13 protein-coding genes and 1 tRNA gene are annotated in these 15213 nt (G+C 46.0%); 4 read left to right on the top strand and 10 right to left on the bottom strand.

Annotated elements, in window-relative coordinates; genetic code table 11:
* Window positions 1-92: 92 nt before the first annotated feature.
* Window positions 93-1244, bottom strand: a complete 1152-nt coding sequence (locus Q0852_RS11350) for a PQQ-dependent sugar dehydrogenase (protein WP_299018137.1) — start codon at window positions 1242-1244, stop codon at window positions 93-95.
* 507 nt (window positions 1245-1751) lie between these two features.
* On the opposite strand from Q0852_RS11350, the gene Q0852_RS11345 reads away from it, so the two are divergent.
* Window positions 1752-1842: transfer RNA gene (locus tag Q0852_RS11345), tRNA-Ser, on the top strand.
* Window positions 1843-2012: 170 nt separating this feature from the next.
* Here Q0852_RS11345 and Q0852_RS11340 read toward each other — a convergent pair.
* Complete coding sequence (locus Q0852_RS11340; protein ID WP_299018136.1) at window positions 2013-2936, bottom strand: histone deacetylase family protein; 924 nt, start codon at window positions 2934-2936, stop codon at window positions 2013-2015.
* Between the two features lie 137 nt (window positions 2937-3073).
* Here Q0852_RS11340 and Q0852_RS11335 point away from each other — a divergent pair, with 137 nt between their 5' ends.
* Complete coding sequence (locus tag Q0852_RS11335) at window positions 3074-3415, top strand: histidine triad nucleotide-binding protein (protein WP_299018135.1); 342 nt, start codon at window positions 3074-3076, stop codon at window positions 3413-3415.
* Window positions 3416-3434: 19 nt separating this feature from the next.
* Here Q0852_RS11335 and Q0852_RS11330 read toward each other — a convergent pair whose 3' ends face one another.
* Window positions 3435-4349, bottom strand: coding sequence for a DMT family transporter (locus Q0852_RS11330; protein WP_299018134.1), 915 nt, complete (start codon window positions 4347-4349; stop codon window positions 3435-3437).
* Window positions 4350-4602: 253 nt separating this feature from the next.
* Between Q0852_RS11330 and Q0852_RS11325 the strand changes: the two genes are divergently transcribed.
* On the top strand, window positions 4603-5217 hold the full coding sequence (locus Q0852_RS11325) for a TetR/AcrR family transcriptional regulator (protein WP_299018133.1): 615 nt from the start codon (window positions 4603-4605) through the stop codon (window positions 5215-5217).
* 44 nt (window positions 5218-5261) lie between these two features.
* Here Q0852_RS11325 and Q0852_RS11320 read toward each other — a convergent pair whose 3' ends face one another.
* A complete protein-coding gene (locus Q0852_RS11320; RefSeq protein ID WP_299018132.1) occupies window positions 5262-6626 on the bottom strand; it encodes an 8-oxoguanine deaminase in 1365 nt (454 codons plus the stop codon).
* A gap of 335 nt (window positions 6627-6961) precedes the next feature.
* On the opposite strand from Q0852_RS11320, the gene Q0852_RS11315 reads away from it, so the two are divergent.
* Window positions 6962-7465 carry a DUF4442 domain-containing protein gene (locus Q0852_RS11315; RefSeq protein WP_299018131.1) on the top strand — a complete coding sequence of 168 codons (504 nt, stop codon included), beginning with the start codon at window positions 6962-6964 and terminating at the stop codon, window positions 7463-7465.
* Window positions 7466-7529: 64 nt separating this feature from the next.
* Here the strand turns inward: Q0852_RS11315 and Q0852_RS11310 are convergent, their stop codons facing one another.
* The 6 genes from Q0852_RS11310 to Q0852_RS11285 all read right to left on the bottom strand — a co-directional run bounded on the left by Q0852_RS11310 (window position 7530) and on the right by Q0852_RS11285 (window position 14396).
* A complete protein-coding gene (locus Q0852_RS11310) occupies window positions 7530-9005 on the bottom strand; it encodes a peptide MFS transporter (protein ID WP_299018130.1) in 1476 nt (491 codons plus the stop codon).
* A 335-nt stretch (window positions 9006-9340) separates the two neighbouring features.
* Entirely contained in the window at window positions 9341-9769 is a 429-nt protein-coding gene (locus Q0852_RS11305; protein WP_299018129.1) for a potassium channel family protein, read from the bottom strand.
* Between the two features lie 68 nt (window positions 9770-9837).
* On the bottom strand, window positions 9838-11076 hold the full coding sequence (locus Q0852_RS11300) for a cation:proton antiporter (RefSeq protein WP_299018128.1): 1239 nt from the start codon (window positions 11074-11076) through the stop codon (window positions 9838-9840).
* A gap of 231 nt (window positions 11077-11307) precedes the next feature.
* Window positions 11308-12147 carry an energy-coupling factor transporter transmembrane protein EcfT gene (locus Q0852_RS11295; RefSeq protein WP_299018127.1) on the bottom strand — a complete coding sequence of 280 codons (840 nt, stop codon included), beginning with the start codon at window positions 12145-12147 and terminating at the stop codon, window positions 11308-11310.
* Window positions 12144-13841, bottom strand: coding sequence for an ABC transporter ATP-binding protein (locus Q0852_RS11290; RefSeq protein ID WP_299018126.1), 1698 nt, complete (start codon window positions 13839-13841; stop codon window positions 12144-12146). The genes Q0852_RS11295 and Q0852_RS11290 overlap by 4 nt, the downstream gene beginning before the upstream one ends.
* Before the next feature lie 3 nt (window positions 13842-13844).
* Entirely contained in the window at window positions 13845-14396 is a 552-nt protein-coding gene (locus tag Q0852_RS11285; protein WP_299018125.1) for an ECF-type riboflavin transporter substrate-binding protein, read from the bottom strand.
* Between the last annotated feature and the right edge of the window lie 817 nt (window positions 14397-15213).

The following is a 15213-nucleotide window of genomic DNA, read 5'->3' as shown; positions in this document are numbered from 1 at the left end:
GGCGGGATGGTAGAAGAATGTGTTTTATGATGCAAATGAATAAAAATCACAAAACTTATGCATAGGGCGCATTTCGATGGCAAAGGGAGCGGTTATGGCTGGAGTGGTGAAATTTGGTACAAATTACCGTTGTCCGTTGAAAAATAGATCAAGCCTTCCGTGCTTTGAATAAGTGCCCGGACACGCTCCCCCAGCTCTGTAATTAACCGTTCTTCGGCAATGATGCTACCTGCGTCGTCAAGAGAAAGGTGGTTGATGTGCTCGAGCTTCAAAGCCCCGGCAAACAAATCCCCCTGCCAGGCTGGAAATGCTTCGCCGGTATAAAGCAGCAGGCTGCCCGGCGCGATGGATGGAATGTAGATCTTTTTCGGTGATTCAATTCCTTCTTTTTCGGTGGCTTCGCCAACAGCCAGCGGTCCCCAGTATTCCTTGCCATGAGATGTGATCGGCCAGCCGTAGTTCTTCCCTTTACGTATCAGGTTTACCTCATCACCACCCCGCGGGCCATGTTCTATGGCCCATAAACGATTAGCTTGTTTGTCATAGGCTAAGCCTTGTGGGTTTCGGTGCCCGTAGCTCCATATTTCGGGACGAACTATTGATTGGTTGGTAAAAGGATTGTCGTTTGGCACACTGCCGTCGAGGTTCAGTCGAAGAATACTGCCAGCGTGGTTAGTGAGATCTTGGCCGTTCGGTCTGGCCCCGCGGTCACCGACTGAAAAGAAGAGGTGGCCTTGCTTGTCGAAAACGATTCGGCTGCCGAAGTGACGAGATGTCAGGGTAGCTGAATCTGTAATCAACAGTTTTTCCCAGCTGGTGAGGGTATCAAAGGAAAGTTTGGCGCGGGCAAGGACAGTTACAGCACCGCGATTTGTGTGCTGGCTGTAAGTGAAGTAAATCCAATTGTTCGGATATTGGTAGCTAGGTTCGGTAATCACATCCAGTAGCCCTCCTTGCCCTCTGGCTGCGACTTTGGGTAACCCTTTGATTGGCGTGCGGGTGTTGTTTTCTAAATTAAGTAACAGCGCGGTTCCCTGACGTTGGGTAATAAGCAGTTGCTTTTGTGTGATAAATGTCATTCCCCACGGGATACTTAGGTTTCTGGCGATCAGGTTTACTTGATAAGTCATCCCGTTACTTGTCCCGGTCAGCACCGAAGAGGCGTAACTGACAAGCGAGAAACTGAATCCGAACAAGAAAAGAAGAAATGTGACTAGCCAGCGATGCTTAACCTTTGTTTTCATGGGGAATACCTTTGATATTGCTCTGTCGTAAGTAAAGACGATTAATTCGACGCTTGCTGATAAATTGCAGGAAGGAAGTGTGTCGGTGTTTTGAGTCAGGATAAATTAACTATTGTCCGAATCGTGATGTTTTGAAGCTTCGGCTCAGTTTTACTGTATAAGCTTGTTTGTTATAAACACAGACTATCAGCGATTTTGGTGCTCCCAGGCTTCAGGTGATGATGCCTGGGCAATTCCAACGTAAACTAATGAAATTAATATCATGAACAGGCGAAAACTAACCATGGCGTACTCCTTGCTCTTTTAATTTATTAGCCTCAGTGGAACATATGTTTTTTATAGTGCAATTTTTCATTGGTAAGAGATAAATCACTGACTAGTGTTTAGATATTATAATTTTGGATGATATCTGAACTATTGAATGTGTACTTTGGGTGAATATTGAGCACTCGGCGCGAAGGGGTATTTACAGTTGAAAAAGTGATGTGTATTATACGCGGCACTTACGGAGAGATGGCTGAGTGGTTGAAAGCACCGGTCTTGAAAACCGGCATACGTTTGTAGCGTATCTAGGGTTCAAATCCCTATCTCTCCGCCACATTAGAAAAAGCCAGCTTAATCGCTGGCTTTTTTGCGTTTGTCGCTTGGCAAAAATGAGATAGGGAGCAGGGTCTTGGAAAGGGTTCAGCCGAGCGAAGCGAGACAACGTTGCTAGCCGAAGGCGTTTTAAAGCAACGGCCCGAAGGGCGAAGTAAATCCTGATCGGTATTAACTATTCACCAGCACATCAATATGGGTGTGAACGCTATGGGCTAGTGCCTCCAGGTCATATCCGCCTTCCAGAGTCGAAACTATTCGGTTCGCGGCGTAACATGTTGCCGCATCAACAATGAGTTTTGTCACCCAGCGGTAGTCGCTTTCATCAAGCAGCAGTTGTCCGAGCGGGTCGGCTTTGTGGGCATCAAAACCGGCCGAGACGAAAATCATTTGTGGCTGGTGGGAATGTAGTGCTGGCAGCCAGTCTTGTTCGACGGCTTGGCGGAACTGATAACCTGTTGTTCCTGCGCGCAGGGGGGAGTTCACGATATTCGGTCGCTGGATATCGTAGTAGCGCAGGGGATAAAAGGGATGCTGGAAGGTTGAGCATACCAGCACTTCCGGCCTGTCTTTGAAGGCATCTATTGTGCCGTTACAGTGGTGAACATCGAAGTCGAGGATGGCAACTCGTTCGATCTCATTATGAGTCAGTGCCTGTTCAACACCAACTGCTATATTGTTAAAAAAGCAAAACCCCATCGCAGTGCTGTGTTCTGCGTGGTGTCCCGGCGGGCGTACAGCACAAAATGCATTCGATATTTTTCCTGAAAGTACCAGTTCTGTTGCCATGGTAACCGCGCCGGCAGCCAGTCGGGCGGCATGCATGGTATGAGGATTCAGCGCTGTATCGGGGTCAGCATACACCAGTCCGCTATGTGGCTGCATACTGTCGAGCCTGCGGATGTAATCAGCTGGATGGACTCTTTCCAGTTGTTCTTTAGTGGCCGGTTCAGCAGCGAGCCATGTGACTTGATTTCCTAATTCTGTTGATGCCAGATAGCTGGTGATGGCACCCAGGCGTTCGGGGCACTCTGGATGTTCAGAGCCCATAGAGTGTCGAAGATAGTCTCCGTGGGTAATGAAAGCTGTCGTCATCGCAGTGTGGCTCCTTACTGAAAATGATCTCAGTGCTACGACATACTCAACTTAGAGAAATCCCGATGTAGCGCTTATGCTTAAATATATTCTGGTTCTAAATATAGTTAAGCTAGCAAGATCGAGCGAGGAATCTAATGGATTGTATTTTTTGCAAAATTGCGAACAAAGAGATCCCGTCAAATTTGGTCTATGAAGATGATCAAGTTGTTGCTTTCAAGGATAATGACCCGCAGGCTCCGACCCATATACTTATCATCCCGAGGAAACATATTCGGACTATCAATGAGTTAGATGAGAATAACAGCGCACTGATCTGCCATATGGTTTTGACGGCTACTCAGTTGGCTCGTGACTTGTCCATAGCCAATGATGGATATCGGCTGGTGTGGAACTGCAACCTTAAAGGTGGGCAGGCGGTTTTCCATATTCACCTGCACTTGCTGGGCGGCCGGACAATGAAGTGGCCGCCGGGTTAATCCAGACTGTTAATCGTGTTCAGTGATGCTGATGTCGGCGAACGGCAGCAAGGAATGAAGAGCTGCCGATCATTACCAGCATAGAAATCATCACGATAACCACACCGTAGCCAATGTGTGACCATGGCTCAACATGCCCCTGCAGGCGATTCACGATTAATACCATTACCGGGATCAGGTAGGTATAGGCTGACACCTGCTCCGGGGCAAGGGCTACGCTGCCCTGTTGAAATAAGAAGAAGCTTAGTGCGGTAGCAAACACGGCCAGATAGCCGATGCCCAGCCAGATATCCATCGAAATGGCTGACCAGTCTGTTGCAACCAGCTTTGAGGCTGCCCCCAGCGTGAGCAGGCCGGTTGCACAGACTAATGTCCAGCATGTCATGTGAGTAATTGACTCACCCCGATAAAGCTTTTTCACCACAATCGGGTTGAGCGCCATGGCAAAGCAGCCTAACAAGTAGATCTTGTTCGATGCTGTCAGGGTAATTGAAGATGCAGCAGAAAGATCACCGCGAAAAATAATCAGTCCGGCCCCGAGCATACCGCCAAGCAAAGCGACGATAACCGTCACTGGTGCTCTGCGCCTGAAAATCACTGCAGCCAGCAACGCACTCATCAGTGGTACGGTTGTGTACAGCGCGCTGGTATCAAGCGCACTGGTATCTTGCAAGGCGATAAACATAGCGACAAAGTAGGTCAGTGCCGGCAGGCAGATCAATGTATAACGGCCGAGATCTTTTGCACTCGGAAGGCGAAGCTGTTTTTGTGCCTGCAATAATCCAAGAAACAGCATGCTGGCAAGCAAGTAGCGTACCCAGGTGACAACCAATGGATTAAGTTGCGCAGTGATAAAGCTGCCAATCGGAAATGAAAGGCTGATCAATGCTGTAAAGATAAACATCTTCAGATGCGCAACACGGTTTGTTGTCATTGGCTCGTTACTCGTTGTTGATTGGAGGGGGAGGGAGTGCTGATGGAGACTATTTAATCAATACTTGACTTTATGGTCAAGAAATATGTGATACCAATCACAGACAGTTTTTCACGCACGATTTGCGGGTGGGTCAGGCCTGTATCTTTTACTGTTATAACAGATCTATTATGATTTATTGCAGTAAAAACAAAGTACTGAATACGTATAGTTGAGTACCTTATACGTTTGGTTGTAGGAGGCCGAGCTTCAAATGTCGCGAATAAGAGAGAAAAATCAGGAACAGATCATTCAGGCTGCCTGTCAGTATTTTGCCGATCAGGGCTATGCCGCCACGAAAGTTGCTGACATTGCAAAAGCTGCCGGTGTGCCGAAACCGAATGTTTATTATTACTTTAAGTCGAAAGATAAGTTGTACCGGGCTGTGTTGGAGAGTGTTATCCAGCCTTTGCTACAAGCTTCCGAACCTATTGAGTTGCTCGAAGATCCGGCTGAAGCGCTGAGTGAATATATAAAAGTTAAGCTAAAGATTTCCCGCGATCACTCCTATGCCTCCAAAGTGTTTGCCAATGAAATGATGTCCGGGGCGGAATATTTGCCGCAGGACATTGCTGACAAGCTGCAAAGTCAGTCAAAGATGATTATCAATAAGTTTGAAAATTGGATTGAGCGTGGTGCGATGGACAGAGTATCGCCACAGCATCTGATGTTTACGATTTGGGCAACAACGCAAACCTATGCTGATTTTAGTTGGCAGATTTGCAAGGTAATGGAAAAAGAACAGCTTGATGATGATGACTTTACTGAAGCCGCAGGATTTTTGACCCGAATGGTGCTCAGAGGTTGCGGGCTAGAGGTTCGGGAATAAAGCCGATCAAGTTGATCGGCTTAGATCTTAATGGATTTAACGAATTATCGGGCTTTCTGAGCTTTCATTGCCAGACGTTTTGCTGCGTTATGGTGTTTGTGCAGCAAATGCTCAAGATCAACACCGATAACATGACCGTCATGAACCCGCCACAGACCGGCAATCATGACACGATCGGCCTGATGAGCACCGCACAGGATCAAAGCGGCTAACGGATCATGGGCACCGGAGAACCGAATGTCATCTAATCGGAACATGGCAATGTCAGCCTGCTTACCGACAGCAAGGGTACCTATATCATGGCGACCCATCGCTTTGGCCGAACCTGAAGTTGCCCAGCGCAGGGCGTCGAAGTGAGTAACATCAGCGGAGCCGTAGCGAAGTCGCTGGATGTACAGCGCCATCCGAACTTCATTAATCATATTGGAGCCGTCGTTGGACGCGGAGCCGTCAACGCCAAGGCCGACATTTGCTCCTGCGGCTTCCAGCTCTTTGTTTCGGCATATGCCTGAGGCCAGCATCATATTGGATGATGGACAGTGGCAGATCCCGACTTTCGCTTTGCCTAAGCGTTTAATTTCTTCGTTATTGAAATGGATACCATGTGCCAGCCAGGTTCTGTGGTTTAGCCAGCCAACATCTTCAAGGTAATCAACCGGTCTTAAACCGAATTGTTGTAGGCAGAACTTTTCTTCATCAATGGTTTCACAAAGATGGGTGTGAACCATCACATTTTCAGTTTTTGCGATCCAGGCGGTTTCTCTCATCAGCTCGGTAGTCACAGAGAAAGGAGAGCAGGGAGCAAGAGCCAGTTGGATCATGGCGCCGTCACCGTGCTGGTGGTAATCACGGATCAGGCGAAGGCTGTCATCAATGATGGTTTGTTCGCTCTGGATGGTATGACGGGGAGGTAAGCCGCCGTCGTCTTCACCTAAGCTCATTGAACCTCGGGTGAAAATCGCACGTACGCCCAGTTTTTTCGCAGCTTCAACCTGAAGGTCAATTGCGTGTTCAAGTCCGGTCGGGATGAGGTAGTGGTGATCGGAAGCGGTTGTGCAGCCTGACATCATGAGTTCTACCAAAGCCAGATCGGTAGCCAGGCTCATCATTTCGTCATCGAGTCCTGCCCAGACGGGATAGAGGGTTTTCAGCCAGTGGAACAACTCTTTGTTAAGCGCATCAGGATAGGCGCGGGTGAGAGTTTGGTAAAAATGGTGGTGGGCGTTAATCAGCCCTGGTGTGACAACATGCTGGCTGGTATCGACAACAACATCTATTTTATGGCTCGGTTCGTTATCTGAACCGACAAGCTCAATAACCTTATCACCTTGGATAACGACACCGCCGCGGGCATCTTTATCGGTTCCGGTGAAAATAGCTAACGGGTTTTTAAGCCAAATGGTTTCCATTCATAGTAATCCTTAGCCATCTCAGCCTTTTCAGGGGAGAGGGTCTTTAATGGTTTTTAGTTAATCGGAAATATTGGATTGCAGCTTTTAGTGTTGGTGTTGGCTGGAAGCAATCCGTGAAAAGAATATCAGCGTGGCGTGTAATGTGTCTGCGTTTCTGATCAATATCTTAATTGTCGATATCATGTTTATTATGCTTTTCATCATTTCTTGCGTTTTTTGTGTCTATTTAGTGGTTTTTTGTGTGTCTTGGGGAAGATGGATGTACAGAAAATTGACAATTTCCATATTGGCGACTTAACTGGTCTAATGAGTTACCTTAAAGAGGCAAGGCCATGGATAGCAGAGTTGCTCAGGCAAATAAGCTTTTGAAAAGTTTCGCCAAAGAAAAGGTAAAGCTGATTGATTATTGCGAGCCAGAGATATTAGAAATCAGCGATGAACACCTTTCTCTGAAAATTCCGCTGAATGATAAAACTAAGAACCATCTAGAGAGTATGTATTTCGGCGCCCTGGCAATCGGTGCTGATGTGGCTGCTGGATTATTAGCGATGGAGATGGCTGGCCACACAGGAATGGATGTCTCGCTGGCGTTTAAATCGGTGGAGGGTGAATTTTTTCGCCGACCGGAAGCAGATGTGGTGTTCAGCTGTTATCAGGGAAGTATGATCCGCGAGATGCTGGACAGAAGTTGTATGACAGGTGAGCGGATTAACGAATCGGTATCTGTTACGGTAACCTGCCCGGATAAAGACGGTACTGAGCCGGTTGCCAGTTTCAGCCTGACATTATCACTAAAGGTTGCATCGCTGATTACTCAGCAGCACACAGTTTCCTGAAATGAGATGGCCTCCAAATGGAGGCCATTGTTATGAATAACGAACGATTAAAGCTGAGCAGATATTAACCTTCTGCTTCCGGCATGGTCATACCTTGTGCTTCTTCGCTGCTCTTCAGCATTGCGCGGATTATGCGTGAAGCCATTAAAGCAACAGCCACCATCACTAAAGCCAGTACCGTTAGTGTACTGAAGTAACCGCCGTAAACTGTCTGTACGATTTCTTGAGTTATTTCCTGACCTTTTTCCAGTGCGATAGAAGTAGAGAATACCGCACCAACAATACCACTCAGCGCGATAGCAACAGAGAACAGGCTGACTGAGAAGTTTTCGATATGCTTAGGTGCTACAGACAGGATGAATGCAACCACCAGGCTACCAACAATAACTTCAGCCAAAGATTGGAAGAAGTGGACTGCCAGGAATACCTCAGGACGGATAATTGCATCCGGGCCAACAGACATCACAGCCATAGTAAGAATACTGAATGCAATAGCCGTCAGGATAAAGGCAAAGCCGACTTTGGTTGCGGTAGAGAAATTGATGTTGCGTTTTTCCAGGTTAGAAAAAGTTATCGCAACGATTGGGCCACCTACGATACACCACAGCGGGTTCATCGCCATAGAGGCTTCCGGCGCAAATGGAATAAAGCCGAACAGATCACCACGCATTGTATTGATGGTTACCATGGTCATGGAAGTCATTATCTGGCCATAGTAAACGAAGAACGCGGTAGTCAGCGCGGTCATGATTAGGATTGTACCCATCTTCAATGCGTCTGATCTTTCTGCTTTTAGCATCAGAGAAATGAAGTAACCGATCGCTGCTGCACCGATCGCATATACGATGTTCTGACCGATATCCATGTTAGAGAACATAAAGAATACCAGGCCAATCATTGAGAGAGAAACAACGATAAATGCAGCCCAGCTTTTAGCGCTGACTGGCTTCTGATCGATTTCTGCGGCAACAGTCTTCAGTGGCTTGCGGAATATCGCCAGGATAACAAAAGCAATGAATGCCATCGATGCAGATAGGGCAAAGCTACCATTGAAACCCAGAACAAGAACAAACATCGGGAACAGGTACTGACCAAGGAAAGCACCGATGTTGTTAACGGAGTAGTTAACCGGGTAGCCGTTTTCGAAATCTTCTTCTGTAGAAAAAGTGCGTTTATAAAGGCTTGGGTAAGAAGGTGACATCAGACCTCGGGAGTAACTTGCCAGTGCAATACCCACCAGGCTCATTGGTACGTTAAGTGTGGATGCGCCTAGTACCAGCAGGGTATAACCGACAGCAAATCCGCTGAAGCTGAAGGTTAATGAGCGATAAGCTCCAAGGAATTTATCGGCAATAAAACCACCGGCAATCGCGAATAAAGGACCAATAGATGAAAATGCGCCGACAACCATCATGGTATCGGCTTCACTGTATCCGAGATCTTCTAAGAAGAATCGGGTCAAAATAACCATTACGCCGTAAAAAGACAGGCCAAACATCATTTGGCAAATCATCATGGACTTATTTAATTTATTCCACATAACTCATTCTCTGTGTTTATGGATAATCGGAAAGTGTGTTTGTAATACATTTGTAAATGTGTGCTGATACTACCATTTATAATGGTTATCGACTTTTGTTTTAAGTCGCAAAAACAGATGTTTATTCATTATGTTTTTTAATGATTGAGCTTAATTTTTCTTATTGAGGGGGGCAATAGGGTTTTATATGGTTGCTTGGTGTTTTTTGGGCGTGTTGGAGTTTTATTGCTGTTTAAAGATGTTTTCATATATTTAATGCGAGATAAGTATTGTGTTTGCCATATTTCTTATAATGATGAAGTGAAGTTGATATCATCAATTGTAATGCAAATGAGTTATTTCCCAAGGCTCCAATAACGTCGCATTTCCAGATAAAGAAAAGATGCCGTCCAGGTAATTAATACTAAACCGGTGAGTGATTCGATACCGGTGAGATAACGCAGGTTACCGGTTGGTTCAATATCTCCAAAACCCAGCGTGGTGAATGTGGTAAAAGAGAAATAAGCACAATCTAATAAGCTGCCATCGAAATTACCGGATAAATGTCCCCAACCTTCGTGGTGATGCATCCAGTAATAGGCGAAAGAAAAAATCCATACTTCAACGGTGTGGGCGACCAGAGCACCAAACACCCCAAACACAATTCTGAAGCGGTGAAATATGGTCATTTTAGGAATAATGGTGGTGAGGTGGTACAGAAACTCGTAATGGATAATGACAGCAATGACAGCAATGCTGCTGTTGACTAAAAAAATAATAATCACGTAGCCATTCCTTATGCTGTGAATTCCTTTGTTCAGATATTTTGTGAACCCTGATAAGCGCGGCTTAATCAGGGTTCAGTATTTTCTGGTTTAGCATAGATCAGCTTCAGTAGGATCGGGGTTAGCAGCGTGGTGACCACAGCCATAATGACGACTGCAGAATAAATGTTGTCAGTTATCGGGTGTTTTATTGTCAGCGAGTCAAACAATCCTGCCTTCAGGGCGATATCGGCAATGACCAGTTCGACAGCACCACGGGCACTCATGCCGACACCAACAGCTGTTGCTTCCTGCCAGGACATGCCGATTATTCTCGCAGCGGCACCGGCTGCCAGGAATTTACCTAAAAAAGCAGTAAGCAAAAGAAGTCCGACAAAAACAGGGATAACAAAAATGGCGGTAAGATCTAAATGAAGCCCGACAGAAGCAAAGAAAATTGGTGCCAGGAAACCATAGGTGATGGCAGAAATTTTATTGCGAACTTCTTCGTAGGCTTCCGGGTCGATGGTTTTCCTGTCGAAGAAAAGTCCGGCCATGAAAGCTCCGATGATAAAGTGCAAATCAAGGACTTCCGCCAGTACCGCAAAAGCCATCGCTCCGACCAATAGGGAGGTAAATTTAAACTCCCGCTCTTTAATTGCACCTATGAAACGTCCACCCAGCGGGAAAATAAATACCCCGACAAAAATAGTGATGATGAAAAAGGCGGCCATTTTAGTGATAAGCGGGATGATTTCGACATTACTGACTGGCGGGTCAGTGGCGATTAATGCTGTCAGCCAAGTCAGTAGCAGCAGGCTTAAAACATCATCAAAAACAGCGGCAGAAACGATGATCTGCCCTGACGGTGAGTTCAGCTTGCCGAGATCCATCAGAATGCGAACTGTGGCAGGCACCGCGGTAATCGACAGCGCAGTACCAAGAAATATACATTGAGCGAAAAAGACATCAGATTCAGGCAGAAACAGCCACCCCAGTCCGACACCTAAGATCATAGGTAGAACCATACCAAATACGGCAACGATCAATGCCCCTCGGGAATACTCGATCAGCTTGTTGGGTTGAAGCTCCAGTCCGGCCAGCAACATAATGAAGAACATGCCGAGTTCTGTGATGCTGTTGAACACAGGATCATGTTCCACGTCGTGTAGAAAGGGGAGTAATTCGGTGTATTGTGCTGCTATAACACCGAGGGTTATCCCGGCAATCAGTTCCCCTACCAGGCTTGGTTGTCCTAACCGCTCGGCAATTTCACCAAATATCCGGGTGGTTACAAGAAGGGTGAGCAGAATGAAAAAGAGTTCCATAACCTATCCTAGTTTGGCGAACGTGATGTCGACAGTAAGTTGCGAATAGTGTCAGGGTAATTGTTTTATTTTCAGTGGCTTTAATTTGAGAATAGTGTTGGCCTGATAAGAGAGCAAGGTGTTGTTGGAGGATACGTCGTCTTCATTTCCTCCCGGTCGTATTTTTGTTGGTTAAAAAAGCAAAGCCGCATAGTGAATGCGGCTTTTCGATGTTACTGAGTATGTTTAGTATCAGAAAGGATACCAGAACAGTTGCTCAGACTGAGCGCGGCGGATAAAGCCAAGTACCAGTACTACGGTGATAACCGCTAGAACGGCGAAATCGGCTTTGGTCATTGGTTTCAGGCTGTACCAGCTGCGCTTTTTGTTGCGGCCAAAGCCACGCAGTGTCATCGCATTGGAAATTACGTCGGCACGATCCAGACTTGAGAAAATCAGCGGTCCGAGGATTCTGGCAACGTTTTTAATACGAGTCATAACAGGTGCATTCTTGGATATATCGACACCACGGGCCTGCTGAGCATGCATGATGTTGATGAAATCCTTGGTTACTTCCGGCAGGTAGCGCAGGGTCAGGCTGACAGCGTAAGCAATACGGTAAGGTACGCCCAGCTTGTTCAGACTGGCAGAGAACTCCGTTGGGTGTGTTGTGAATACAAATACCAGAGCAATTGGAAACATACTGAAATACTTCAGTGTTACTGTCAGTAGGTAGAACAGGGTTTCCGTGGTAATGGAATAGTTACCTGCCAGTGCCATTAAGACTGTCTCGCTACCCATGTATTCGACACCCTGTTGCGGGGCTATCAGGAACATGAACAGGGCATTCATCATTAAGACGGTTGCAGTACCTACCATTAGAGGCTTGTAGACTGGGAAAGGGACCCGGCTCATTTTCAGTAGCGCAAAGCCTACCAGAATTAGGCCACAAATCACCCTCAGATCAAAGGTGATCAGAACCATAGTTACCCAGCTCATAAACAGGACGAATTTGGTGATGCCGTTTAGCGCGTGCAAAGGTGAGCCGGTATTTACATAACTAATACCGAATTTAATTTTGTTTGTTTTCATGCGTTTTTATTTGCCTCATGGTTAATGAAGCAACGAATAAAGTTGTCGATGCGATCAATACCCAGCTCTTTGGCCAGGGTATAGAGACTGGTTACTGCCAAGTTTGCTTTTTCCAGAAGCTCAGGCTGGCTGAAAATAGTGTTGACCTGTTGGTCTGCCAGCAAGTGACTATCGGCGATGACAATCGCGCGATCGGTATATTCCAGTACCAAATGCATATCATGTGAAATAATAACAATCGTGATACCCAGTTTTTGGTTGAGTTCGCGAATGAAAGCCATCATTGATGTGTAGTGGTGGTAATCTTGTCCTGCAGTCGGTTCATCCAGAATCAGCAGCTCAGGTTCAAGCACCATGATTGTCGCAATCGTTACACGCTTCTTTTGACCATAGCTGAGTGCTTCAATAGGCCAGTGTCGGTATCGACCTAAACCACAAAGTTCCAGTACGTCATGAACTTTTTTCTCGACGATCTCTTCGGCAACACCACGGTTACGCAGACCTGAAGCCACTTCATCAAAAATCATGTGGTGGGAAATCATATGATTTGGATTCTGAAGTACGATGCCAATATGCTGGCTACGTTCGAAGATCGAACTGTCGGCAAGATCCTTACCGTTAAACTCGATATGACCGTTATCGGGTTCGAGCACACCCATGATCAGGCGGGTAATCGTTGATTTGCCGGAGCCGTTTTTGCCCAGAATCGAAACAAATTCGCCTTTATTGATGTTAAAGCTGACGTCATCCAGCGTGTTACGCAGGTCGTCGTAGGAGTAACTCAGGTTTTTGACTGACAGCAGGGGATCTTGGGCATTAGGCGAGGTAACTGTGTCACCTTGCTGATACCATTCAAGTAGCTGTGGTCTAAAGCCGTCCAAAGCCAGAGTTGACAGGCTGGCTGGCTTGTCTGTCGCCGTAACTTTGCAACCTGCAGCCTTCAGGGCTGATAGGTATAGTGGCTCACGAATACCATGTTCGTTAAGTAGTGGGCTGGCAAGCAGCTCATCTGGTGTCATGTTCGCAACAATTTCGCCGCGTTCCATCAAAATTACGCGATCAACGTTACGGTGCAGGACATCTTCCAACCGGTGTTCGATGATAATCACTGTTTTGTCTGTGTCACGGTGCAGCTGGTCGATGATTTCGATGGTTGCTTTACCGGTTTGTGGATCCAGGCTGGCCAGTGGTTCGTCGAATAGCAGGATATCAACGTCATCAACCATTATCCCTGCCAGAGATACTCGTTGTTTCTGCCCGCCGCTGAGATCGAATGGAGACAGGTGTAGCATTTCATTCAAATCAACCATTTCAGCGGTCTTTTTGACAATATCATGCATCTCGCCTTTTGCGACCATCTGGTTTTCAAGGGCAAAGGCGATATCTTCACCAATGCTAAGGCCAACAAACTGACCGTCGGTATCCTGAAGAACAGTACCAACCATATTGGTGCACTGATGGAGATCCATCTTTTGGGTGTCATTCCCATTAATTGACAGGTGGCCGGTGATATCACCTTTTACTGCAAATGGGATGAGTCCGTTCAAACATTGGCCGAGGGTTGACTTACCGCTACCGCTTGGGCCAACGATGACAACCTTTTCACCTTTCTCGATCGTTAGATTGATGTTCTTCAGGGTCGGCTTTTCTAACGCCCAATATTTGAACGAGAAATTAGAAAACTTAATTGTCATGTTTTAATAAGCCTCTTTCAGGTTGTAGCTTTGTTGTTTACGCTTAGCAACGGCAGTAAGAATGAAATGACCAACAATGGCGATAAGAAGGGTGTTACCAGCGGCAATAATAGTGAGCTGAGCCAATACCTTAGTAAATGGTTCAGCATAGAGAACGGCGTCAAGGAAGGCTGAGCAGCCATAGCCGACAACATTGCCGATAAAGGCAAGGGCAACAAACAGCGCAAAATCCAGCTTGGAAAACAGCCCCTTTTCAAGGCGTTCTTTGGTGAACTTTGGATACAGGCCAATTAGTAGTCCGACAATACCTGAACCGAGAACCCAGGTGATCCATACGCCCCAGCCAGCAAACAGGTCTGTAACCCAGTGGCCAATGAAGCCAACCAGGAAACCAACAAGCGGACCAAACAGTACCCCGAATAAGGCCAGCACAGCCATCGCTGGTTTCAGGGTGGTGTTAGCAAAGACAGGGATACCAAACATAGGTAGGCCGCCTATGCCATACAGGGCTGCGCCGATGGCAATAAGAACCACAGTCTTAGCAGAAAGATTCATGACATAACCTTCAATTTACTCTTTATGGGTATTTGCATTGTTATGCCCACCTTGAATGCTTTACCTGAAGCTGTGCCGCAATGCTTGATCAACAGGAACAAAAAAACACACCTGACGTGTGTATGGGCCTGTGCGCAAATATCCTTTTTTGAGCAAGAGCGGTTATGTGGGTAGACATAAGCGGCGGCAATGATACATGAAGCAACACAGGAAAGGAAAGCTTTACATCTAGACGTCTAACTATTGTACGCTTTGCAGAAGTTTGAATCATAACGATAAGTTTGGTTTGTGTATCAAGCTATTAGTTTTGTTCTTTGGAGGGCATTAATATTGGTTGTTGCAGGTGGGAGTTTGAAAGCTTGTATTGGTTGACTTTACTGTCGCACAAGTAATACAGATTTGTGCATATTAATCTGGAATCATGGGATGGTTTGACCTGATATCAAGGCATTCTGAACTAGCATTGTATTACTTGTTGGTCACTGGTAAGGGCGGTTTTTCACAGTAAACTATGGTTTTTATGTCTGATAAGTTTTTATTTATATTATAAAAACATTCACTTTATAAGATATTTGAACAATTTAAAGTGCATAATTTTTCAAGTTATCAACTTTGAATGCAAATTATTGCAACTACGGCTGTATTTAACAGGTCTATTCAAGTCGAAGTTTCTGCTTGAGGTGTAACCACTTAGATATATTGAATTTTATACTTTATTTTTTTGTATATATGGTAAATACTGCTGCTCAACATGTTTTATTTTGAAGCATGTAAAAAACTTACGAAGGTCCAATTTTGTCAAGTTGTAACTTGAATT

The sequence above is a fragment of the uncultured Photobacterium sp. genome (assembly GCF_947502415.1).
GTDB lineage: Bacteria > Pseudomonadota > Gammaproteobacteria > Enterobacterales > Vibrionaceae > Photobacterium.
Note: the sequence above shows the minus strand (reverse complement) of the source record. Positions and strands in the feature narration are given on the sequence as shown.

What these genes read in the sequence shown, in the direction of transcription:
- Q0852_RS11315 (WP_299018131.1), top strand. Translation starts at nt 6,962, where the DNA reads ATGGATAGCAGAGTTGCTCAGGCAAATAAGCTTTTGAAAAGTTTCGCC.
- Q0852_RS11335 (WP_299018135.1), top strand. Translation starts at nt 3,074, where the DNA reads ATGGATTGTATTTTTTGCAAAATTGCGAACAAAGAGATCCCGTCAAAT.
- Q0852_RS11290 (WP_299018126.1), bottom strand. Translation starts at nt 13,841, where the DNA reads ATGACAATTAAGTTTTCTAATTTCTCGTTCAAATATTGGGCGTTAGAA.
- Q0852_RS11320 (WP_299018132.1), bottom strand. Translation starts at nt 6,626, where the DNA reads ATGGAAACCATTTGGCTTAAAAACCCGTTAGCTATTTTCACCGGAACC.
- Q0852_RS11330 (WP_299018134.1), bottom strand. Translation starts at nt 4,349, where the DNA reads ATGACAACAAACCGTGTTGCGCATCTGAAGATGTTTATCTTTACAGCA.
- Q0852_RS11310 (WP_299018130.1), bottom strand. Translation starts at nt 9,005, where the DNA reads ATGTGGAATAAATTAAATAAGTCCATGATGATTTGCCAAATGATGTTT.
- Q0852_RS11340 (WP_299018136.1), bottom strand. Translation starts at nt 2,936, where the DNA reads ATGACGACAGCTTTCATTACCCACGGAGACTATCTTCGACACTCTATG.
- Q0852_RS11285 (WP_299018125.1), bottom strand. Translation starts at nt 14,396, where the DNA reads ATGAATCTTTCTGCTAAGACTGTGGTTCTTATTGCCATCGGCGCAGCC.
- Q0852_RS11350 (WP_299018137.1), bottom strand. Translation starts at nt 1,244, where the DNA reads ATGAAAACAAAGGTTAAGCATCGCTGGCTAGTCACATTTCTTCTTTTC.
- Q0852_RS11325 (WP_299018133.1), top strand. Translation starts at nt 4,603, where the DNA reads ATGTCGCGAATAAGAGAGAAAAATCAGGAACAGATCATTCAGGCTGCC.
- Q0852_RS11295 (WP_299018127.1), bottom strand. Translation starts at nt 12,147, where the DNA reads ATGAAAACAAACAAAATTAAATTCGGTATTAGTTATGTAAATACCGGC.
- Q0852_RS11300 (WP_299018128.1), bottom strand. Translation starts at nt 11,076, where the DNA reads ATGGAACTCTTTTTCATTCTGCTCACCCTTCTTGTAACCACCCGGATA.